General features: G+C 70.2%; 19 protein-coding genes. 9 read left to right on the forward strand and 10 right to left on the reverse strand.

From position 1 onward, the window contains the following. Positions 1–2: 2 nt before the first annotated feature. From FHY03_RS12895 to FHY03_RS12925, 7 genes are all read right to left on the reverse strand, one after another. Entirely contained in the window at positions 3–812 is an 810-nt protein-coding gene (locus FHY03_RS12895; RefSeq protein ID WP_183931213.1) for an urea amidolyase associated protein UAAP1, read from the reverse strand. Then, positions 809–1,600, reverse strand: coding sequence for an ATP-binding cassette domain-containing protein (locus tag FHY03_RS12900; protein WP_183931215.1), 792 nt, complete (start codon positions 1,598–1,600; stop codon positions 809–811). The genes FHY03_RS12895 and FHY03_RS12900 overlap by 4 nt, the downstream gene beginning before the upstream one ends. Then, entirely contained in the window at positions 1,597–2,415 is an 819-nt protein-coding gene (locus FHY03_RS12905; RefSeq protein WP_183931217.1) for an ABC transporter permease subunit, read from the reverse strand. The genes FHY03_RS12900 and FHY03_RS12905 overlap by 4 nt, the downstream gene beginning before the upstream one ends. A 172-nt stretch (positions 2,416–2,587) precedes the next feature. After that, positions 2,588–3,685: a putative urea ABC transporter substrate-binding protein gene (locus tag FHY03_RS12910; RefSeq protein WP_183924895.1), complete on the reverse strand. Its 1,098-nt coding sequence runs from the start codon at positions 3,683–3,685 to the stop codon at positions 2,588–2,590. A 157-nt stretch (positions 3,686–3,842) separates the two neighbouring features. Next, positions 3,843–4,781 (reverse strand): LysR family transcriptional regulator, encoded by a 939-nt coding sequence (locus FHY03_RS12915; protein WP_183931219.1) that lies wholly within the window; start codon positions 4,779–4,781, stop codon positions 3,843–3,845. 352 nt (positions 4,782–5,133) lie between these two features. Continuing rightward, positions 5,134–5,745 carry a hypothetical protein gene (locus tag FHY03_RS12920; RefSeq protein WP_183924891.1) on the reverse strand — a complete coding sequence of 204 codons (612 nt, stop codon included), beginning with the start codon at positions 5,743–5,745 and terminating at the stop codon, positions 5,134–5,136. 34 nt (positions 5,746–5,779) lie between these two features. Then, positions 5,780–6,760, reverse strand: coding sequence for a sterol desaturase family protein (locus tag FHY03_RS12925; protein WP_183924889.1), 981 nt, complete (start codon positions 6,758–6,760; stop codon positions 5,780–5,782). Positions 6,761–7,308: 548 nt separating this feature from the next. Here FHY03_RS12925 and FHY03_RS12930 point away from each other — a divergent pair. The 6 genes from FHY03_RS12930 (at position 7,309) to FHY03_RS12955 (ending at position 14,931) form a co-directional block, all read left to right on the forward strand. Then, on the forward strand, positions 7,309–7,827 hold the full coding sequence (locus FHY03_RS12930) for a YfiR/HmsC family protein (RefSeq protein WP_183924887.1): 519 nt from the start codon (positions 7,309–7,311) through the stop codon (positions 7,825–7,827). Positions 7,828–7,829: 2 nt separating this feature from the next. Next, entirely contained in the window at positions 7,830–9,878 is a 2,049-nt protein-coding gene (locus tag FHY03_RS12935; RefSeq protein WP_183931221.1) for a TonB-dependent receptor domain-containing protein, read from the forward strand. A gap of 25 nt (positions 9,879–9,903) precedes the next feature. Continuing rightward, positions 9,904–11,685 carry a methyl-accepting chemotaxis protein gene (locus FHY03_RS12940; protein WP_183931223.1) on the forward strand — a complete coding sequence of 594 codons (1,782 nt, stop codon included), beginning with the start codon at positions 9,904–9,906 and terminating at the stop codon, positions 11,683–11,685. 305 nt (positions 11,686–11,990) lie between these two features. Continuing rightward, positions 11,991–13,946: a heme lyase CcmF/NrfE family subunit gene (locus tag FHY03_RS12945; RefSeq protein WP_183931225.1), complete on the forward strand. Its 1,956-nt coding sequence runs from the start codon at positions 11,991–11,993 to the stop codon at positions 13,944–13,946. After that, complete coding sequence (locus FHY03_RS12950) at positions 13,943–14,536, forward strand: DsbE family thiol:disulfide interchange protein (RefSeq protein ID WP_183931227.1); 594 nt, start codon at positions 13,943–13,945, stop codon at positions 14,534–14,536. Before FHY03_RS12945 ends, FHY03_RS12950 begins: the two co-directional genes overlap by 4 nt. Beyond that, positions 14,533–14,931 (forward strand): cytochrome c-type biogenesis protein, encoded by a 399-nt coding sequence (locus tag FHY03_RS12955; protein WP_183924878.1) that lies wholly within the window; start codon positions 14,533–14,535, stop codon positions 14,929–14,931. The genes FHY03_RS12950 and FHY03_RS12955 overlap by 4 nt, the downstream gene beginning before the upstream one ends. 225 nt (positions 14,932–15,156) lie before the next feature. Here the strand turns inward: FHY03_RS12955 and FHY03_RS12960 are convergent, their stop codons facing one another. Together FHY03_RS12960 and FHY03_RS12965 are read right to left on the reverse strand one after the other, a co-directional pair. Then, positions 15,157–15,867 (reverse strand): hypothetical protein, encoded by a 711-nt coding sequence (locus tag FHY03_RS12960; RefSeq protein ID WP_183931229.1) that lies wholly within the window; start codon positions 15,865–15,867, stop codon positions 15,157–15,159. A gap of 26 nt (positions 15,868–15,893) precedes the next feature. Continuing rightward, a complete protein-coding gene (locus tag FHY03_RS12965; protein WP_183931231.1) occupies positions 15,894–16,319 on the reverse strand; it encodes a hypothetical protein in 426 nt (141 codons plus the stop codon). A gap of 309 nt (positions 16,320–16,628) precedes the next feature. Between FHY03_RS12965 and cysQ the strand changes: the two genes are divergently transcribed. The 3 genes from cysQ (at position 16,629) to cysN (ending at position 20,560) form a co-directional block, all read left to right on the forward strand. Continuing rightward, positions 16,629–17,447: a 3'(2'),5'-bisphosphate nucleotidase CysQ gene (cysQ, locus tag FHY03_RS12970; RefSeq protein WP_183924872.1), complete on the forward strand. Its 819-nt coding sequence runs from the start codon at positions 16,629–16,631 to the stop codon at positions 17,445–17,447. A gap of 13 nt (positions 17,448–17,460) precedes the next feature. After that, positions 17,461–18,357: a sulfate adenylyltransferase subunit CysD gene (gene cysD / locus FHY03_RS12975; RefSeq protein ID WP_219748009.1), complete on the forward strand. Its 897-nt coding sequence runs from the start codon at positions 17,461–17,463 to the stop codon at positions 18,355–18,357. Between the two features lie 295 nt (positions 18,358–18,652). Beyond that, the gene (gene cysN, locus FHY03_RS12980; protein ID WP_183924870.1) at positions 18,653–20,560 is read left to right on the forward strand and encodes a sulfate adenylyltransferase subunit CysN; all 1,908 of its coding nucleotides are present in this window, start codon (positions 18,653–18,655) and stop codon (positions 20,558–20,560) included. On the opposite strand, the gene FHY03_RS21105 is transcribed toward cysN, so the two are convergent. Continuing rightward, positions 20,452–21,348 carry a TonB-dependent receptor plug domain-containing protein gene (locus FHY03_RS21105; RefSeq protein ID WP_183931235.1) on the reverse strand — a complete coding sequence of 299 codons (897 nt, stop codon included), beginning with the start codon at positions 21,346–21,348 and terminating at the stop codon, positions 20,452–20,454. The two genes, cysN and FHY03_RS21105, sit on opposite strands and share 109 nt — an antisense overlap. Between the last annotated feature and the right edge of the window lie 108 nt (positions 21,349–21,456).

Genomic DNA, 21,456 nt, shown 5'->3' on the forward strand with positions numbered 1-21,456 from the left:
CTTCAGCGCGCGTAGAGATCGTCGGTGTTGAGAAAGGCGCGCTCGCCCTCGGGCGTGGCGAGGCGGATCGGATCGTCCGCCGCGGCGGGCGCGCCGCGCCACGCGGTCGCGCGCAGCGGGGTGACGGTGTAGTCGGCGCGCGGGTCGAGCACGTGCGGGCAGTTGGCGAGCACGACGATCACCTCCATCTCGGCGCGCAGCAGCAAGGTACGCCCGGGCGCGAAGGGGCCGATCTGCGGCTCGGTTGTGCCGTCCGCCGCGATGCGGACGCCCTTGAACCAGGTGACGCAGGGGTGGACGTCCTTGCCCCCCAGCCCGTGCTTGGCGGCCGCGAGCAGGAAGCGGTCGCGCGCGTTGGGGTGCGGCCCGTAGTTGGCGCCGTCGCCATAGGCGCGCGCGTTCGACATCGCGGTGGAGGCGCCGCAGAAGGCGTCGTGCGTGCCCGCGTCATCCTCCAGGATCGTCATCATCACGCGACCCAGGTCGGAGAGCAGCAGCCGGCCGGCGCCGAGATAGCCGTTCCACTGCACCTTGAGCGTGTCGGCGACGTTGAGCCGCTCGGTCGGCATGTCGGCGTTGAACAGCAGCATCGCGGCGCAGGCGTCGCCCGCGACGTCGACCAGCCGCAGCCGCGTGCCGCGCGCCAGCCGCCGCGCCGCATAGCCGCCCGGCGCGATCGTCTCCTCCCACACCACGCCCTCGGGCGCGTCGTCGGCCGCGGCGGGGAGCGTGGGCATCGCCTCGACGCGGGTGCCCGCCATGGCGCGGGCGTGGTCGCGGGCGCCGGCGGGATCGGCGGTGCTGGTCGTCATGCCAAGTCTCTCTGCGGAAGGTCGTCGCCGCCGAGCGCCTCGACCAGCGCCGGCGGCGGCAGGGTCTTGCGGTCGAGCGACAGGTCGTAGGTGACGGTGGCGCCGTAGCGGTGCGGCGCGTGCGGGTCGTGGCGGCGCTTGTCGAAGGCGAGCACGCGCGTGCCGAGCTTGAACGCCTCGCCGATGTCGTGCGTGACCATCAGGATGGTCAGGCCGTGTTCCTGCCACAGCCGCGTGATCAGCGCGTGCATGTCGAGCCGGATGCCGGGGTCGAGCGCACCGAACGGCTCGTCGAGCAGCAGCACGCGCGGGTGCTTGACCAGCGCCTGCGCGATCGCCAGCCGCTGCTGCATGCCGCCCGACATCTGCGCGGGATAGACGTGCAGGCTGTGCTCGAGCCCGACCGCCGCCAGCATCTCGGCCGCGAGGTCGCGCGCGGCGCGGCGGCGCGCCCCGAACAGCCGCGCGGTCAGCGGCGCCGCCGCGCACTCGATCCCGAAGAGCACGTTCTGCAGCGCGGTGAGATGCGGGAACACCGAGTAGCGCTGGAACACCACGCCGCGGTCCGGCCCGCACTCGGCGCGCATCGCGGTGCCGCCGAGCAGCACCTGGCCGCGCGTCGGCGCCTCCTGGCCGAGGATCAGGCGCAGGAACGTGCTCTTGCCCGCGCCTGAGGGGCCGACCACCGCGACGAAGCCACCCTCGGCGAGCTGGAGCGAGACGCGCTCGAGCACGATCTTGTCGCCGTACTCGACCCAGACGTTGCGGAGCTCGACCAGCGCGCTCATCGGCCACCCCCGTGCGCCCAAGGGAAGGCGCGCCGGCTCAGCAGCAGCAGCAATGCGTCCGTGGCGATCGCGAGCAGCGAGATCCAGGCGACGTAGGGGAGGATGATGTCCATCGCGAAATAGCGCCGGACCAGGAAGATGCGGTAGCCGAGCCCGACGTCGGCGGCGACCGCCTCGGCCGCGATCAGGAACACCCAGGCGGGCCCGAGCGACAGCCGCAGCGCCTCGATCAGCCGCGGCATCAGCTGCGGCAGCGCCACCCGCAGCGCGAGCTGCCAGCTGTTGGCGCCGAGCGTCTGCGCCTTGGCGATCTGCTCGGCCGGCAGCGCCGTGACGAAGCCGGTGAGGTCGCGCGTCATGAAGGGGGCGACACCGATCGCGATCAGCGCGATCTTGGACGCCTCGTCCAGCCCCAGCACGATGAAAAGGATCGGCAGCACCGCCACCGGCGGGATCACCGCGATGATCGCGATCACCGGGCCGAGCAGCGCGCGGGCGAGCGGGACGACGCCGAGCAGCAGGCCCAGCACCAACGCGCTGCCGGTGGCGATGGCGAGGCCGAGGCCGAGCCGGTACAGGCTCGCCAGCGTGTCGGCGACGATCACGATGCGGTCGCTGGCGGGGTCGCGGTCGGTGCTGAAGCCGTGGATCGCCTGCGCCATGGCGGAGAAGGTGGGCAGCAGCTTGTCCGCCGGGTTGACGGCGTGGCGTGCCTGCGAGGCGACCAGATAGACGAGCAGCAGCGCCACGATCGGCACCGCCCCGAGCAGCAGCCGCGCGCCGCGTCGCGGGCGCAGGTCGACAAGACGGGTCACGCGCGGGCCGCCGTGGGCGCGAAGGTCCGCCGCCCGTCGCCTGATCCGTTGCTGTGATCGAGTCTGATGCTCATCTCGTTCCTGACACTGCCCACGTTCATCGCGGGCATGGTTCCTCGATCGCCGCGACCCTCTGGTCCGGCGTTCGTCGCTCGATCTTCTGCCTGCGCGGCTACAGCTTCCCGTCCGCCGCCATCTTCATGTAGCTGGGATCGAACCGTAGCTTCACGTTCTTCGGATCACCGAGCGACTTGCCGCCGGCGAAGCTGATCCCGATCGCGTCCACGGACTTGGCGCTCGGCCCGAACAGCCCGTGGGCGAAGCTGAACTGGCGCACACGGTCGGTCACGGTGACGAGGTCGGGGTTGGCGGCGTAGGCCGCGGCGTCCTGCGGGCGCGCGTAGAGGTGCGTGGTCTTGAGCTGGTCGTCGAAGCTCTGCGGCGTGGTGCCAGCCGCCTTGGCCATCGCGGCGCGCGCGGCGCGGCCCGCCGCGTCGTCGCGCGTCATGATCGCCATCGTCTCGTACCAGATGCCGGCCAGTGCCTTGCCCAGGTTCGGGTTGGCACGCAGCGTGTCGGTGCTGACGTTGAGCGTGTCGAGGATCTCGTTGGGGATCTTCGAGCTGTCGAACACCTCGGTGGCGCCCTTGGTCGCGCGGATGGTGGCGAGCTGCGGGTTCCACGTGGCGACCGCGTCGACGCTAGGAGAGGCGAACGCCCCGACGATGTCCGCATCGCCGGTGTTCACCGTCTTCACGTCCGAGAGCGACATCCCGCTCTGCTCGAGGCCGCGCGCGAGCAGGAAGTGCGACACCGACAGCTCGACCAGCTTGACCGAGCGACCCTTGATGTCCGCCATCGAGCGCGCGTTCTTGAGCACGACGCCGTCGTTGCCGTCGGAATAGTCACCGATCAGCAGCACGGTGGTGTCGCGACCGCCGGCGGCCGGAATGGTCAGCGCGTCCATGGTGGTCGAGACCACGCCGTCGAGCTTGCCCGCGGCATATTGGTTCACGGACTCGACGTAGTCGTTGACCTGCACCAGGCGGATGTTGATGCCGTATTTGTCGGCCCATTTCTTCACAATCCCGGCCTGTTGTGCGTACGGCCACGGCATCCAGCCGGTGTAGATCGACCAGCCGATGGTGAAGTCCTTCTTCGCCGCTCCCGCGGCCTCGCTGCCCGATCCTGCCGGCCCACTGCCACAGGCAGTCAGCGCGAGGGAGAGCGCGACCGCCGCTGCGCCGCTGAACCATCGTCGTGCTGCCATTCGCCAACCCCCGTCATCCCCGCTGCGGTCGCTCTCGCGCTGATCCCGTGAGAACAAGACAGCGGCGGCGAGCCCGTGCGGCATCGTCAGGGGCAAATTGCCTACCGGCCACTCATCGATGAAGATCGAAAATGATGATGAAAGCCATCAATCCCATCTATGACCGGTGCTGCGCGCGGCGGCGCCGCAGCACCTCGTCGAGGAATAGCTGGGTCGGGGTGTCGCGCGTTCCCTCGGCGCGGGCGAGCAGGAAGATGTCGTAGAACGGCTCCATGTCGGGGTGGAGCAACGGCCAGAGCTGGCGCTGCTCGACCGCCTGCCACGCCGCCATGACTGGCAGGAAGCCGATGCCGACTCCCAGCGTGATCAGTCGCTTGGCCTCGTTGATGTCCTCGGCGCGGCCGGTCGCCCGCGCGCCGAGCCGGTAGCGGCGGCGCAGTCGCGTGACGGTGTCGAGCTCGTCCTCGCCGGTGAGCACGAAGCCCTCGTCCTTGAGCTCGCCGAGCCGCTCGACGCGGTGGCCGAACAGCGGATGGCTGCGCGCGCAATAGAGCTGCTGGCGCTCAACGAAGAGCGGCTCGTAGAGCAGGCCGCCGCGCACGTTGCTGTCATAGCCGACGCCGATCTCGGCCTCGCCCTGCTCGAGCGCGTCGAGCACCGCGCGCCACGGCGACACGCGCAGCTCGATGTGGATGTGCGGGTTGCGGCGGTGGAAGCTGGCGATCGACTCGTCGAACTCGGGCGACGTGACCGCCGAGATCAGCTGGATCCGCACCGCGCCCTCGACCCGCCGCGTCGCCTGCGCGACCTGGTGCGGCACCATGCGCGCGGTCTCCAGCATCTCCTCGCACAGGCCGAGCAGCGCGGTGCCCGCCGCGGTGGTCTTGATGCCCGTAGGTGAGCGCTCGAGCAGCTGGACTCCGACCTGCTCCTCCAGTCGCTTCAACGCCGCGCTGATACTGGGCTGCTGCTTGTGCAACTTGCGCGCCGCGGCACCGATGCCGCCGGCACGGACGATCTCGACGAAGGTGCGCAGCAGGTTCCAGTCGACACGGCTGGCGAAATGCTTGTCCAGCACCGCTCCACGATCCACCAACACTTTGCTCCCGTTCGTCCGCGCGGCTTATCTTACGGGCGAGCGACTTGGGCGCAACGCGGTCGCGGTGAGCAAGGCCTGCGGCCGACCGGCACCGCGCTCGAGTAGCCGATCCATCCCAGCCGAACCATACTCCGGCGAACGCGGAAGTGCAGAGCGGTACCCCTGATCGCCTTTCGGCTCCGCGTTCGCGACACCAGCGCGGCCGACGTCATTCAGCCGTGAGCCGGAATCCATGGTGCCGCGAGGGCGACGGTCTAGGCGTACGCTGGCCCATGGCTGCCGGGTCGAGCCCGGGGTGACGCGTTGGTCGCCGGAGCAGGCGGACAGTCCAGACGTGGCGGAGCAGGCCTCAGTGCGCGGACAGGCGCGTCGTGAACAGCCGTCTGACGAGGCGCGCCTGTCCGATCCGGCCGACCAGGTAGAGCACCGAGAAGATGCCGGCGAAGACATAGGCCGCCGTCGGTCGGGGCTTGTCGTCGTCGTCCTTGCTCTTCGGATCCTTCTTCTTCGGCTTCTCTGGCGCGGGTGCGCCGAGGAACGCGTCGATCGGGCTCATCGGCAGCGCCGCCTTCGCCTCTTCCCGCTTCTCTTTCGCCGCGATCTCGGCGGGCGTCGGCTTGTTATACTCGCCGACGATCACGGTGAGCCGCGCGACGGCGAGGAACATCAGCGGCGCGAGGAAGCAGAACAGCAGCGCCCGGCTGGTCAGATGATAGCGCAGCACCGGCGCCCCGACGCCGCGCTCGACCCGCAGCTCGCCGCCGTCGAACACCGCCATGCGGTCCTGCGCCGCCTGATCGCGCTTGCGAAAGCGTAATCGACTGCCGTCGCGCTGTCGCGTCGTGCCCGTCTCGCGGAACAGCGGGTCGAGGCGCGCGAAGGCCTCGTCGCTCGTCTGCCCGGGGGGAAGCGCCAGGCTTCCCTTCACGTGCCAGATCCATTGTACCAGGCGGTGGTTCATCGCTGTTCCTTCGATCGCGGTCGCGGTGCCGGCGTCATTCCGCCGGCATCACCGAGCGCCGCCCGAGCCGCTCCTTCAGCGTCCGCCAGCCGTCCGCGAAGGGATACACCATGGTCTCGCGGATCGACATCGGTCGTCCACCCTCCATGCCGAGCAGCTCGGCCTCGCCGTCGACGCAGGTGCCAAACATCCGGTCGATGACCACCCAGGTGCTGGCATAGTTGCTGCGGCTCGCCTCGAAGTCGCGCGAGTGATGGACGCTGTGATGCTCCGTGGTGTTGAAGAGGAAGCGCCACCAGCGCGGCGAGTTGAAGCGCACGTTGATATGCTGGTACGTGCCAACCGCCAGACCCAGGCTGCCGGCGAGCAGCGCCGCGCGCGGCAGGAAGTCGAACAGGCCGCCGATCCCCAGACCGATGAGGAAGAGCTCGACCGGGTTGCCGACCGCGCCCTTGTTGACGTTGAGCTGGGTGATATAGTGATGCGGCGCGTGCGTCACCCACAAGGGGTACCAATTGTGCATGCCGCGATGCATCCAATATTGGCCGAAGTCGAACACGAACGAGATGAGGAACGCCTGCAGCAGCAGCGGCAGGCCGATGAACCAGGCGAGCTTCTGCCAGTCGAACGAGGTCTGCACCGCCTCGATCACCGCGTCGCTGCCGATGAACCCCTCGATCAGGCGCAGCACGGTATAGCCGAGGCTGACGTAGAAGAGGTCGACGGTCAGCTCCTTCCACGTCAGCCGCCAGCTCTCGTGCCGCGGCGCGAGCCATTCGAGCCCGAGCAGCAGGATCTTGAAGGCAATGCCGATGCCGACCGCGGTGGAGGCCTTGGCGATCGAATTGGGCGCATAATACCAGAAGGCGATCAGCGCGAAGAGCATCGTCGGCTGGAACCAGGTGAAGAAGAAAAGGCGCATCGGCCCGCCCTCGACCTTGGGAATGTTCTCCCAACCCACCGTCACGGGCGACTGCGCGCCGATCACCCTTTTGCCGACTCGAACCCCGTCCATCTCGTCCTCGCGCCGTCAACCTCTGGCAATAGTGACGAAAAAGGGGGGCGGACGTGATACGTCATCGGACGTATAAGCGGTCAGAGGAGCGCGCTGTACGCGGCCACGAGGGTGAGGTTCGCGCGAGCTACGTCGCCCGAACATGCGACAAGAGAGCAGCGCTCGCGTTCATGACGATGGCGCTCAAGCACCACCGCTCGACCGAGGCGATCACCGTCGACGGTCGAGGGATTGAACAGCGAGGGCCTCCCGGGCGACGACTTCGCCTGTGCGACCGCCTGGTTTTACCGCCGCGACGCGCTGGACGTGCCCGCCTGACTGACGCGCTATCTCGCCGCCCGCTACGGCGCCGTCGACGCGGCGCTGGTCGCGGTGTGGCATGACGTGGTCGCCGGCCTGTACGACACGCGCGACGGGACGCGGCGCTGGCGGCACGAGCGCGCCGGCGCAATCTGCGGTTCCAGCGCCCCGGCGCATCCTCACCGCGCCGTTAATCATATGGTGACCCGGCCCGCCTAGGTCCGCCCCAGGTTTTGGGGTTAGGTCACGTGAGAGAATTGATCGGGGCGGCGGTGGTGGCGGGCAGCGTCGTGGCGCCGCTGCCGCTGCAGGCGGAATTGAACGTACCGATCGCGGTGCGGGTGGTGTCGTTCCTGCAACCGCCGCCGAGCGGCATCATGCCCGCCGCGATCGTGGTGGCGCCGGGCAATGCCGCCTCGCTCGCCGACGCCGCGGCGATCGAGCGCGCGCTCGGCGGTGGCGCCATCGCGGGCAAGGCGACGCTTCGCACCAGGCGGGTGCCGGTGACCGCGCTGGACTCGCTGACCGGCTATCGCGTCGCCTTCGTCACCGCGGGGACGCGCGAGGATCAGGGCGCGATCGCCGCGGCTGCCGCGCGCAGCTCGGTGGTGACGATCACCTCGGACGACGCCTGCGTCCAGGCGGCGCGTTGCGTCGTCGGGATCGGCAGCGGCGCGCGCGTGCAGATCACCGTCAACCGCGCTGCCGCGCGCGCCGCGAACGCGCGCTTCGGCTCGGCCTTCCTCATGCTCGTCAAGGAGATCTGAGCGTGACCGCGCTCATGCTGCGCCGCGCGCTCGTGCTCGGCGCCGCGCTCGCCCCGATCGTGGCCGCGGCGCCGGCGACCGCTCAGGCGGTCGACTATTCCGCGCTCGAGGCGATGGTCGGCGAACCCGTCACCACCAGCGTGATCGGCAAGCCGCAGCGCGCCTCCGAGGTCGCCGCGTCGGTCACGATCATCACCGCGGACCAGATCGCGCACTCGCCCGCGCGCGACCTGCCGGGGCTGCTCAAGGGCTATGCCGGGGTCGACGTCAACCGTTGGACCGCGGGGCAGAGCGACGTCGCGGTGCGCGGCGGCGTGCAGACGTACAATGCGCGGCTGCTGGTGCTGGTCGACGGGCGGCAGGTCTATCTCGACCATTACGGCCTGACCGACTGGAACCTGCTCGGCGTGCAGTTGGAGGAGATCCAGCAGATCGAGCTGGTGCGCGGCCCCGCGGCGGCGCTGTTCGGCTTCAACGCGGCCAGCGGCGTGGTCAACATCATCACCAAGCGCGGCGGCGAGGCGGCGAGCGTGCGTGCCGCCGCCTCGGCGGGCGACCACGGCTTCTCGCGGCTGGCGGGCACCGCGTCGCTGCCGCTGGGCGGCAGCGTGCGCGCGCGCGTCAGCGCCGGGCGGCTGCGCGAGGACGAGCGTCGCCTCTCCGCCGGGCTGCTCGCGCCCACGCCGATCGCGGACGTTAGCGCCGACCAGGTGGCGGGCGAGCTCAGCGCGCGCCTCGGTGCGACCGAGGCGGTGCTCGGCGGCGGCTATGCCAGCAACGAACAGATCGAATATCTGCCGAGCCAGCTGCTCTCGAACCAGCGTTATCGCAGCAGCAATGTCCACGCCGGGCTGACGCACGACACCTCCTGGGGCGGCGCGTCGCTCAACGGCTATATCAACTGGCTCAACGCGGACTATGGCGAGGAGGGCAGCGACGGGGTCAACCGCGTCAGCGCCCCCATCGAGAACCGCCTCGTGGCGGTGAAGGCCGCGGCGCTCTACCGGCTCGATACCGACGATACGCTGCGCATCGGAGGCGAGTATCGCAACAGCCGGATGCGTGGCCCGGCGCAGTTCGCGCGGACCATCGCCTATGACGTCGCCTCGCTCGACGCGATGCTCGACCTCCACCCGCTCGATCGCGTCGGCGTGAGCGGCGCGGCCCGGGTCGATCGGCTGTGGCTCGGCCAGTCGGGCGCGATCGCGCAACCGGTGCTCGACGATCCGGCCGCGTTCGACCGCGCCTTCACCCGCTTCAGCTTCAACGCCGCGCTGGTGGTGCAGACCAGCGCGAACGGCCGGCTGCGGCTGAACGGCGGGCGCGGCTACCAGCTGCCCTCGCTGGTGAGCTTCGGCTTCCGCCTCCCGCTGGCGGTGCCGACGCCGGTGCCGATCGTGATCACCGGTTCGCCGCGCATCCGCCCGGTGGCGGTATGGAGCGGCGAGCTCGGCTATACCCACGCGCTCGGCGCGACGCGGCTGGAGGCGACCGCTTTCTACACGCGCACCAACGACGCGATCGCCTCGCCGGGCGACGGGCTGGAGCCCCACCTCGACCTCTTCCTGACGCCGACGCCGGTACTCGCGGCGCGCTTCGCGGCGGTGGGTGCCTATGCCACCTACGGCACCGAGTGGCAGGCGAGCGGCCGCGTCGCCGCGCTCGACTGGCGAGCCAACTACACTTGGACCGCCACCGACGGCGATCTCGCCGGCACGACGCTGCCGATCCCCTACGCGCTCGCGCCGCGCGCGACGACGCCGCGCCACAAGGCCAATGTCGCGCTCGGCTACGACGGCGGCCGCTGGTACGCGAGCGCGCTGGCGCGCTACACCTCCGCGACGCGGCAGTTCGCCTTCTCGACGCTGCAGCAGCTGCGCCTGTACCGGGTCGACGATGCGGTCGCATTCGACGCGCGCGCGGGTTATCGCCTGAGCAGCGCCTTCGAGCTGTTCGTCGCGGGCGAGAACCTGTCGCTGGCCGACGGCGCGGCAGGCTCGCCGATTCCGGCCGACCGCCGCGTGCGCGGCGGCCTGCGCGTGACGCTGTGAGCGGGCGGAAGGCGACACCGGCGCGATGCTGACCCTGCTCTCCGCGCTGGCGGACCGCGTCGAGCGGCGCGCGCGGCTGGCCGACCGGCCGATCACCGCCAAGGTCGCGGCGACGCCGCTGCTGATGCTGGTGCTGTTCGCGCTGATCGCCGCGCTGAGCGCCACCGCGCTGGTGGTGGCGGATCGCAGCGTCAGCCGCATCGTCCAGGTCGACATGCGCGACCTGAGCCAGCTCAACGCGGTCGCGCTGCGCTTCGAGATGGCGGACTCCGAGCTGTACCGGTTGCTGATTGCCAAGGCCGCCGCTCCTGCCACCGACGTGCCAACTCGCGCCGCCGCGGTGGAGCGCGACCTCGACGGCGTGCGCGACGCGTTGCTGCGCTACCGCGCGCGCCACCCCGGCGAGCGCGCCGCGCTGGATGGCATGCTCGCCGACCTCGGCGAGTATCGCGCCACCGTGGGCGTGATCACCTCGATGCTGGAGATCGACTTCGCTAGCAGCGCCGCGATGGTGGCGCCGTTCCGCGAGAACGCACGCCGGGTCGAGCAGCGGCTCCGTGCCATGACCCGCTCGGGGGTGGCGCGCGCCGACGCGGGCGCGGCCAGCGCCGTCTTCGCCACCCGCGCGACGCTGCTGGCGATCGTGCTGGTGTCGTCGCTCGCGGCGGCGCTCGGCGTGGCGATGGCCTATGTGATCAGCCGCTCGACGGTTCGCTCGATCACGAGCATCGCCGCCGTCACGGAGGCGGTGCTCGCCGGCGACACGCCGGACCTCGCCGCGCTGCGTCGACGCGACGAACTGGGGCAGATGGTGACCGCGCTGCAGCGCTTCGACCAGCAGCGCGGCGAGGCCGAGCGGCTGGCGGCCGAAACCGCACGGCTGCACGAGGAGGCGCGTCGCCAGGAGAGCCGCCGTGGCGAGGAGGTGGCGCGCGCGACCCGCGCGGCCGAGGCGCACCGCCGCGAGACGCTGCGATCGCTGGCGCAGACGTTCGAAGAGCAGGTGGCGGGGGCCATCCGCGAGGCGCAGTCGGCGATGGCACACCTCGATCGCAGCGCGCGCGATCTCACCGACTCGGCAGGCGGAAACCGCGCGCTCGCGACCGAGCTTGACACGATCGCGCACCAGTTCAGCGAGGAGATGCGCGAGGCGAGCGAGGCGACCCGCTCGCTCGCGGGCGCGTTCGAGAACATCGACCAGGAGGTGGAGGGGACCAGCCGCGCCGCGCGCTCGATCAATCGTCACGCCCAGGGTGCACAGGCCGCTGTGGCGCAATCGCAGCAGCAGGCAGCGACGATCGAGCAGATCGTCGACGTGATCGATGCGATCGCCCAGCAGACCAACCTGCTCGCGCTCAACGCCACGATCGAGGCGGCTCGCGCCGGCAGCGCGGGGACCGGCTTCGCGGTGGTGGCGGCGGAGATCAAATCGCTGTCGAGCCGCACCGGCGCCTCCACCAGCGACGTGCGCCGCACGATCGAGGCGGTGCAGGGCACAATCGGCACGATGGTGTCGAACACCGACAGCCTGGGCGTGCTGATCGCCGGGATGGACGAGGGGGCGGGGCGGGTCGCGCTGATGTCGCGCGGCCAAACGCGCTCGATCGACCAGCTCAATGCGCGGATCGGCGAGGTGCGCGAGCGCAGCCAGTCGTTGGCCGAGGCGAGCGAGCGGATCGGCACCTCGGTGCAGCGCAACCTTGCCGCGGTAGAGCGTTTCCGCGACGCCTCGCGCACACTCGACCGCACGCTATCGCTGCTGGCGGGTGACGCGCAGCGCTTCACCCAGACCCTGCTGGCAGGGTAAAGGAGGGACTGGCGGCCGGCAGTGGCGGACCTCGGCGCGGCGGCCGTGATCACCGCCGCGGTGAGGGGGGGCATGCCTCGCCCGTCCGAGCCAGCCAGCCAGCCCGTTCCGCTACTTCGACCCGTCGCCCCGAGGTTCTACGGCCGGTGATGCTGAGGGACGCGCGCTGGCCGCCGTCGCTGCGGAACGCGGACGACCAGCTGTTCGAGCGCGACGCGCCCATGCGGAGAAGCTGCCCGATCCGCCTCGACGCTCCGCCGCCGGGCCGCTAAAGCCCTGCACGTGTCGCCCGTGTCTTTCCCAGCATGACCGCCGAGACCGGCCTCGTCGCGCTCTGGCTCGCCGCCGCGCTCGCGCTGGCGCAGCTCGTCCTCGGCGCGCTCGCGCTCAAGCGGGGTGCGGACGCCGCGCGCGCGGCGCCCACTGTCCGAGCGGTCGCCACCGTTCAGGGCGTGCTCGCCCTGATCGCGATGGCGGCGCTGATCGCCGCCTTCCTCGCCTCGGACATGTCGGTCGCGCTGGTCGCCGCCAACAGCCACTCGATGAAGCCGACGCTCTACAACTTTGCGGGCGCGTGGGGGAACCACGAGGGTTCGATGTTGCTGTGGGTGACCATCCTCGGGCTCGCCGGCGCGGCGGTGGCGCGGCTGGAGCACCGCCTCCGCGCCGACACGCTGGTGGCGACGCTGGCCGCGCAGGCGACGATCGCGCTTGGCTTCTACGCCTTCCTGCTGTTCGCCTCCAACCCGTTCGCGCGGCTCGACCCCGCGCCTGCTGACGGCGCCGGGCTCAACCCGCTGCTGCAGGACCCCGGGCTGGCCTTCCACCCGCCGACGCTCTACGCCGGCTACGTCGGCCTCTCGGTCGCCTTCTCCTTCGCGGTGGGCGCGCTGGTGACGCGCGACGTCGGCGCCGCCTTCGCGCGCGCGATGCGCCCCTGGGTGCTCGGTGCCTGGATCTTCCTGACGCTCGGCATCACCGCGGGCAGCTACTGGGCCTATTACGAGCTCGGCTGGGGCGGCTGGTGGTTCTGGGACCCGGTTGAGAACGCCAGCCTCATGCCGTGGCTCGCCGCGACCGCGCTGCTCCACTCGGTGAGCGTACTGGCGACGCGCGACGGGCTGCGCGCCTGGACCGTGATGCTCGCGGTGGTGGCCTTCTCGATGAGCATGATCGGCACCTTCCTGGTGCGATCGGGCATCCTCACCAGCGTCCACGCCTTCGCGGTCGACCCGCGCCGCGGCGCCTTCATCCTGGCGCTGCTGGTGATCTATATCGGCGGTGCGCTGCTGCTGTTCGGCCTGCGGATCGGCACGGTGCGGCAGGGCAAGCTCTTCGAGGCGGTCAGCCGCGAGGGCTCGCTGGTGGCGAACAACCTGCTCCTCACCGTCATCCTCGGCATCGTGCTGATCGGCACCTTCTACCCGATCGTCGCCGCGGCGATGGGGGTGCAGCTCTCGGTCGGGCCGCCCTTCTTCGATTCGACCGCGGGGCCGGTGGCGCTGCTGCTCGTCGCGGTGCTCGCCGCCGGGCCGGTGATGCGCTGGCGCCGCGACGACCCCGGCGAGGTGGCGCAGCGGCTGTTCCCCGCGATCGCCGCCACCCTGTTCGCGGGAGTCGGCGCCTTCGTGCTGGGCGGCCCGATCGCGCCGCTGCCGCTGCTCGGCATCGCGCTCGGCGTCGGGCTGGCGGTGGCGAGCGTCGCGCCGCTGGCGAAGCGCAACCTGCGCCGCGCCCCGCTCCAGCTCTGGGGCATGGTGGTGGCGCATCTCGGCGTCGCGGTGTCGCTGATCGGCATGGCGGCGAGCACCGCCTATACGCAGGAGCGGCTGGTCGCGGTCGGCACCGGCGACCCCGCGCGCGTGGCGGGCTTCACCGTGCGGCTGGCGGGCGTGCGCCCGCTGGTGGGGGACAATTGGACCGCGCTAGAGGGTCGGCTGAACGTCACGCTCGACGACGAGGCGATCGCGGTGCTGCGCCCGCAGGTGCGCTACTTCACCACGCCGGTGACCACCACAAACGAGAGCGCGATCCTGACGCGCTGGGACGGGCAGCTCTACGCGGTGCTCGGCACGCTGGGCGAGGACGGGCGCTGGCAGCTGCGGCTGTGGTGGAAGCCGATGGTGACGCTGATCTGGTTCGGCGGCTTCCTGATCGCGCTGGGCGGCGCGCTCGCGCTGGTCGGGCACCAGTGGCGGCTGTGGCACCAGCGCCGTCGCGCCGACGCGCACGCCGAGACCGCCGCCTGGGGCGTGGCGTGAGCGCGGACACGGACGGGCAGGGCGCGGCCGGCGCCGGGCCGCGCCACGCGCGCTGGCTGCTGTGGCTGCCGCTCTGCGCCTTCGGCATCGTGCTGGCGGTGGTGCTGTGGGGCTTGTGGCGCCCGGCCGACCGCACCGTCTACTCGGCGATGGTCGGCAAGCCGCTGCCCGCGTTCACGCTGCCCGCGATCGCGCCGGGCAAGCCGGGGGTGACCGACGCCGACTTCCGGCGCGGCGCGCCGCGGCTGCTCAACGTGTTCGCCAGCTGGTGCGTGCCCTGCGTCGCGGAGGCGCCGCAGCTGCTGACGCTCAAGGCAGCGGGCGTGCCGATCGACGCGGTGGCGATCAAGGACACGCCCGCCGACGTCGCCGCCTTCCTCCAGCGCCACGGCGACCCTTATGCCAGCGTCGGCAGCGACCCGCACAGCCGGCTCCAGCTCGCGCTCGGCTCGTCGGGCGTGCCCGAGACCTTCGTGGTCGACGGGCAGGGCATCATCCGGCTCCAGCATGTCGGCGACATCCGCGCCGAGGACGTACCCGAGCTGCTCCAGGCGCTCGCGGCGGCGCGCACGCCGGGGACGGCGCGGTGAGGCGCGGCGCGGCGCTGCTGGCGCTGTGGTGCGCGGTGCCGGCGGTGGCACAGACCGCGCTGCCCCCGTTGGCTTACACCCAGCTGCGCGACCCCGAGCAGGAGCGCCAGGCGCGCGCGCTGATGGAGACGCTGCGCTGCCTCGTCTGCCAGGGCCAGTCGATCGCGGACAGCGACGCCGACATGGCGGGCGAGATGCGGGCGCTGGTGCGCCAGCGTGTCGCTTCCGGGGAGTCGCCGCGCGCGGTGCGCGACTGGCTGATCGCACGCTACGGCGACTACGTCAGCTACGACCCGCCGGTGTCGCGCGCGACGCTGCCGCTGTGGCTGGCGCCGCTGCTGCTGCTCGTCGTCGGCGTGGTGGTGGCGCGCGGCTCGTTCCGGCGGGGGCGATAGCGGCGAGGCGAGGCTGCGGGCAGCCGAGGAGGGCAAAAGTCGGCCACTTCGCATGGGTCGTGCATGTGAGCGCGCGCACGACATCGACGCCCTTCATCGTGTTCCCGCGCACGCGGGAACCCAGAGCCATGATGAACAACGGATCGATATGTCCATGACCCTGGTCTCCCGCGTGCGCGGGAGACCAGGGTCATGCAGCGGTGGGCCGTTCGGCCGCTGCCGTGATCACACCGAGATCGAGCGGCGCACCGCGGCGGGGCGGTGCGTGTCGCGCTCGCGGACATGCGCCAGCCCGCATTTCAGCCACTCCTCGGGGAACGGTTTGCCGTTCTTCTCGAAATCCTTGAACACGCCGCGCAAGTAGCTCTCGGTGATGTCGCCGACCAGAAGGCCGAGCGAACGATCGGTCTCGATGCGGTCGGCCAGCTTCATTATTATCTTAGAGACTTCATAAGGCGGTGGGTTGCCGTCATCGTCGAGGACCGTGGTTGTTCCATCCATGACGACGAAATTGTAGCCGGTGGCCGCCTTGATCGTGTCGATATCGTCCTGAGTGAAGCCGTTGAGAAAGCCGCGCCCAGTGGGCTGCAGGGGGTGAGAGATGGCTGCTTTCATGTGTTTCGCCATCCACTGCTCTTCGGTGAGAGGCGGGTTGGTGCCAGTGGGGACATCGATATTGAGAAAGCGCAGGAGCCGGGGCGCGTCCTGGGGGATCAGCAGATTGCCGAGCCGCCCCGCGCGTTCCTCCACGGGGGTTGTGAGGTTTCTCGCTGCCGAAGCGGCATCTTCTCTCTGACGTGCGAGCACGACGGGCGCAACTATCAGATTGGTTTTTTGATGTGAGGTGTCGTAAAGTCGGAGCGAAAGAGGCATAATTTGCATCGAAAACTCTTCCTTACTTTCCTTAGGGAATGTCATGCCGCGGGAAATAACCATCCCGCGGCATGATATAACAGAATAGATCAGTAGTAGATTTCAATGTGAGTACTTTGTCTGGATGTGTAGTTAGTCTGAAAACGCTGATAGGTGTCGGTCACTATCTGTATCTTAAGGTAGAACTTCGTTGTTGGTCTCCATCCGGCGAAAACGCTGGTATTTCCCTTATACCCAGTGTTATATGGAGAGCACTGCTCCTGCCCGTTGTCTTTGCTGCAAAGCTTCGCTTTGATTGAGTCGCTGCTTAGTCCGTAATTTCCAATGGACCAAGTCACGTGATCAATTGAGCCACTGCTTGGCACGCCACTTGGCGCGCTGGTGGTCTCGGTATCGAAATCGTCGTTCGAATCTCCGATAGGTGGTGTGCTAACATCCGAACCATAGCTGGCGGAGATACTTGCCATGGCCGGCGTCGCCGCCAGGGACAGGGCCGCTGCCATAACGATCATCATGCTGTGCTTCACGTGCGCCTTCGTTGCGAGAAGGGTGTGACATCGAGCGGGAGCGGCGGTGCCTCGTCCCACTCAGTCTCATTTTAGGGCGGGCGCGCGGTTCAGGGGGGGGCGCTCTTGAGAATAGCTCTCAGATCGGCGTAATCGACCTAACCCTCTGGCGCGAAGAGAGATCGCGCGCCGTCACTCGCGTGACTTCCCAAACGGCGTACCCCGCCCGCCCTATCGCGCGCGCCCAACCCCAACTTGCGGAGGATCGCGCTTATTCTTGCTGGTCGCGGCGCGCGCGCCACGCCACATAAGGCGCCCATGACCGACATCACCGACCGTCCCGCGCTGCTCGCCGCGATCGTCGCGCTCGCCGAGGCGGGGGGCGATATCGTATGGCGTCACTTCACCGCCGGCTGCGCGGTAATGCACAAGAGCGACGAGAGCCCCGTCACCGCCGCCGACCGTGACGCCGAGGCAGCGATCCTCGCCGGGCTCGCGACCGTCGCCCCCGCCATCCCGGTGGTGGCCGAGGAGCAGGCCGCGGCGGGTGACATCCCCGCGGTGGCGGACGCCTTCTTCCTGGTCGACCCGCTCGACGGCACCAAGGAGTTCGTCCGCCGCGGCGACGACTTCACGGTCAATATCGCGCTGGTCGAGCGCGGCGTGCCGACGATGGGCGTGGTCTATGCTCCCGCGCGCGACACGCTCTACTGGGGCGACGTCGCGCAGGGCGCCGCCTGGACCGCGACGCGCGCGCCGGGCGGCGACCGCGGCGCGGCACAGCCAATCCGCGTCCGCCGCTGCGGCGGCAAGCCCTGCGCGGTGGCGTCCAAGAGCCACGCCATGCCGGGGCTCGACGAGTGGCTCGACGCCGGCGGGGTGAGCGAGCGCGTCGCGGTGGGCTCCAGCCTCAAGTTCGCGCTGGTGGCGTGCGGCGAGGCCGACGTCTATCCGCGCACCGGGCCGACGATGGAATGGGACACCGCCGCGGGCGACGCGGTGCTGCGCGCCGCGGGCGGGCGCACGCTCGACGTCGACGGCGCGCCCTTCACTTATGGCAAGCCGGGCTATCGCAACGCCGGCTTCGTCGCCACCGGCGGCTATCAGCCCGCGCCGCTGCGCCCTTACCTCCGCTGAGAGCCGCCCGACGATGACGCTGACCCACCTCGACCGGCTCGAGGCCGAGAGCATCCATATCCTGCGCGAGGTGGTCGCGGTCGCGGAGCGGCCGGTGATGCTCTACTCGATCGGCAAGGACAGCGCGGTGATGCTCCATCTCGCGCGCAAGGCTTTCTATCCCGCGCCGCCGCCGTTCCCGCTGCTCCACGTCGACACGACGTGGAAGTTCCAGGCGATGTACGCGCTGCGCGACCGTGCCGCGCGCGAGGCGGGGATGGAGCTGATCGTCCACCGCAACCCCGAGGCGCTGGCGCGCGGGATCAACCCGTTCGATCACGGCGCGCTCCACACCGAATTGTGGAAGACCGAGGGGCTCAAGCAGGCGCTCGACCTCCACCGCTTCGACGCCGCGTTCGGCGGCGCGCGCCGCGACGAGGAGAAGAGCCGCGCCAAGGAGCGCATCTTCTCGTTCCGCAGCGCGACCCACCGCTGGGATCCGAAGGCGCAGCGTCCCGAACTCTGGCAGCTCTACAATGCGCGCCACGCCAAGGGGGAGAGCATGCGCGTCTTCCCGATCTCCAACTGGACCGAGCTCGACGTGTGGCAATATATCGCGCGCGAGAAGATCGAGATCGTGCCGCTCTATTTCGCCGCGCCGCGCCCGACGGTGGAGCGCGACGGGCTGCTGCTGATGGTCGACGACGAGCGCTTCCCGCTGGCGCCGGGCGAGGTGCCGGTGGAGCGCTCGATCCGCTTCCGCACGCTCGGCTGCTATCCGCTGAGCGGCGCGGTGGAGAGCGAGGCGGCGACGCTGCACGACGTGATCCGCGAGATGCTGCTCACCACCACCAGCGAGCGCCAGGGCCGCGCCATCGACCAGGACGCCGGCGCGAGCATGGAGCAGAAGAAGCAGCAGGGGTATTTCTGATGGGGCACGCCGAGATCTTCCCCGGAACGGGGAGGGGGCGTGCGGGCGAGATCGTGTCCCCCGGACACGATCTTGGCTTGCCGGGGGCAAGCCAAAGCCCGCGCGCCGCGCGAAGCGCGGTGGTGGAGGGGGGGCGCCACGAAGCGCTCGCTGCAAGGAAAGGTGAACAAGCGCGGCGCCCGTCTCTACTTCTCGTAGGCCACCGCCTGCGGAGGCCCCCCTCCACCACCCGGCTTCGCCGGGCGGTCCCCCTCCCCGTGCCGGGGAGGATCTTAGGCTCACCGGAACCCCGCGCATGACCAGCTACCAGCCCGACGCGCTGATCCGCGCCGACGTCGCCGCCTATCTCGCGCGGCACGAGGAGAAGTCGCTGCTGCGCTTCCTCACCTGCGGCTCGGTCGACGACGGCAAGTCGACGCTGATCGGCCGACTGCTCTACGATAGCAAGCACGTCTTCGAGGACCAGCTCGCCGCGCTCGAGGACGATTCGAGGCGCGTCGGCACGCAGGGCGGCAACATCGACTTCGCGCTGCTGGTGGACGGGCTCGCCGCCGAGCGCGAGCAGGGCATCACGATCGACGTCGCCTATCGCTTCTTCGCCACCGAAACGCGCAAGTTCATCGTCGCCGACACGCCCGGACACGAGCAGTACACGCGCAACATGGTCACCGGTGCCTCCACCGCCGATCTCGCGGTGATCCTGGTCGACGCGCGCAAGGGCGTGCTGACGCAGACGCGGCGCCACTCCTATCTCGCGCAGCTGCTCGGCATCCGCCACGTCGTGCTGGCGATCAACAAGATGGACCTGGTCCATTACGACCAGGGCGCGTTCGACCGCATCCGCCTGGCGTATCGCGCCTTCGCCAGCGAGATCGGCATCACCGATTTTCGCGCCATCCCGGTCTCGGGGCTGGGCGGCGACAATATCGCGACGCGCAGCACGCACATGGATTGGTATGACGGCCCGACGCTGATCGAGCACCTCGAGCAGGTGCCGGTCGACGCCGACCGCGCCGCGCGCGCGCCGTTCCGCCTGCCGGTGCAATGGGTCAACCGCCCCGACCTCGACTTCCGCGGCTTCGCGGGCACGATCGCGGGCGGCGCGGTGCGCCCCGGCGACGCGGTGCGGATCGTCCCGTCGGGGCGCACCACCACGGTCAAGCGCATCGTCGCGCTGGGCGGAGACCGCGACCGCGCCGAGGCGGGCGAGGCGGTGACGCTGACGCTCGCTGACGAGGTCGACTGCTCGCGCGGCGACGTCATCGCCGCCGCGGACGATCCCCCCGAAGTGGCGGACCAGTTCGAGGCGACCCTGGTGTGGATGGCGGAGGAGGCGATGCTGCCGGGACGCAGCTACGCCTTCCAGCTCGCCACGCAGGCCGCCTCGGCGGTGCTGCGCCAGCCCAAATACCAGGTCAACGTCAACACGCTGGAGCAGACCGCGGCGCGCACGCTCGAGCTCAACGCGATCGGCGTGGCGACCTTGTCGCTCGACCGGCCGATCGTGTTCCAGCCCTACGAGCAGAGCCGCGAGCTGGGCGGCTTCATCCTGATCGACAAGGCCACCAACGCCACCGTCGCGGCGGGGATGATCCGCTTCGCGCTGCGCCGCGCCAGCAACGTCCACCGCCAGCCGACCGACGTGACGCGCGAGAAGCGCGCGGCGCTCAAGAACCAGCGCCCCGCGGTGCTGTGGTTCACCGGCCTGTCCGGGGCGGGCAAGTCGACCATCGCCAATCTCGTCGAGAAGCGGCTGGCGCGGATGAACCGCCACACCTTCCTGCTCGACGGCGACAATGTGCGCCACGGGCTCAACCGCGACCTCGGCTTCACCGACGCCGACCGGGTGGAGAACATCCGCCGCATCGGCGAGGTGGCACGGCTGATGACCGACGCCGGGCTGATCGTGCTGACCGCCTTCATCTCGCCGTTCCGCGCCGAGCGCGACATGGTGCGCGCGATGCTGCCGGAGGGTGAGTTCGTCGAGGTCCATGTCGACACGTCGCTGGCGGCGGCGGAGGCGCGCGACGTCAAGGGGCTCTACGCCAAGGCGCGCGCCGGCCAGCTGGCCAACTTCACCGGGATCGACAGTCCCTATGAGCCGCCCGAGGCGCCCGAGCTGCGCGTCGACACCGCGGCGGAGAGCGCCGAAGCCGCGGCCGAGCGGATCGTGGCGTGGCTGCTGGAGCGCGAGGAGGCGTAGACGTACCTCGATCTCACCCCGTGATGCGTAGCGCCACACGGACGGTGCGCGGCGCGCCGGGGTAGATCCACACGCGGCTGTACGAGCTGGGGGCGTAGCGTGCGTCTAACAGATTGTCCGCCTCGGCGCGCACGCTCCACCGCGGCGACAACGCATATTCCGCCGCCGCCTTGGCCTTCACATAGGCCGGCAGCACGACATAGTCGCGCTCGAAACGAGCCAACCCCGAGGGTGGCGGAGGCGGCCGGGGAGAACGCCGGCGTCTTGCTGACGAGGTTGACGCGACCCGCGGGATCGATGTCGCCGAACAGCGCGCCGGCCGGGCCCTTGAGCAGTTCGACCCGCTCGGTAGTGGCGGGATCGCGGGGCGGCGCCATGCCGCGGTTGGCGAGGAAGCCGTCGACGTAATATTCGGCGCCGCCGTCGGGCGTGCCGAGGAAACCCCGGATCGCGAAATTGTCCATCACGCCGCCGCAGTTGTTCTGCTGGCTGACGCCGCTGACCAGCTCCAGCGCGTCGGACAGGCGGTAGGTGCCCGCCGCGGTGAGCAGGTCGCGCTCGATCGCGCGGCTGGCGGGCGACAGCCGCTCGGTCGCGGCGCCGGAGGAGAGCGCCGCGTCGGCGGGCGCGCGGCGCGTGCCGAGGACGACGATGTCGCCGGCGGGGGCATCCTCGGAGTCGTCGCGCTCGGCGTCGATCACTGCCGGCGGCTCGACGGCAGGTTCGGCGGTGGCGGGAGTGACGACGAGCAGGGCGGAGGAGAGGAGGGCGGCGGGACGAAAGGTCAAAGAACTGTCCCAATATGTTGTATCATATTCGTTACGGAAGCGGCCGCGGGTGTTAACCGGCCACCGCGAGACCCTGCCGCCGAACGATCCCGATCAACCAATACGCCC

It is taken from the genome of Sphingomonas sp. BK345, assembly GCF_014193845.1.
Lineage (GTDB): Bacteria > Pseudomonadota > Alphaproteobacteria > Sphingomonadales > Sphingomonadaceae > Sphingomonas.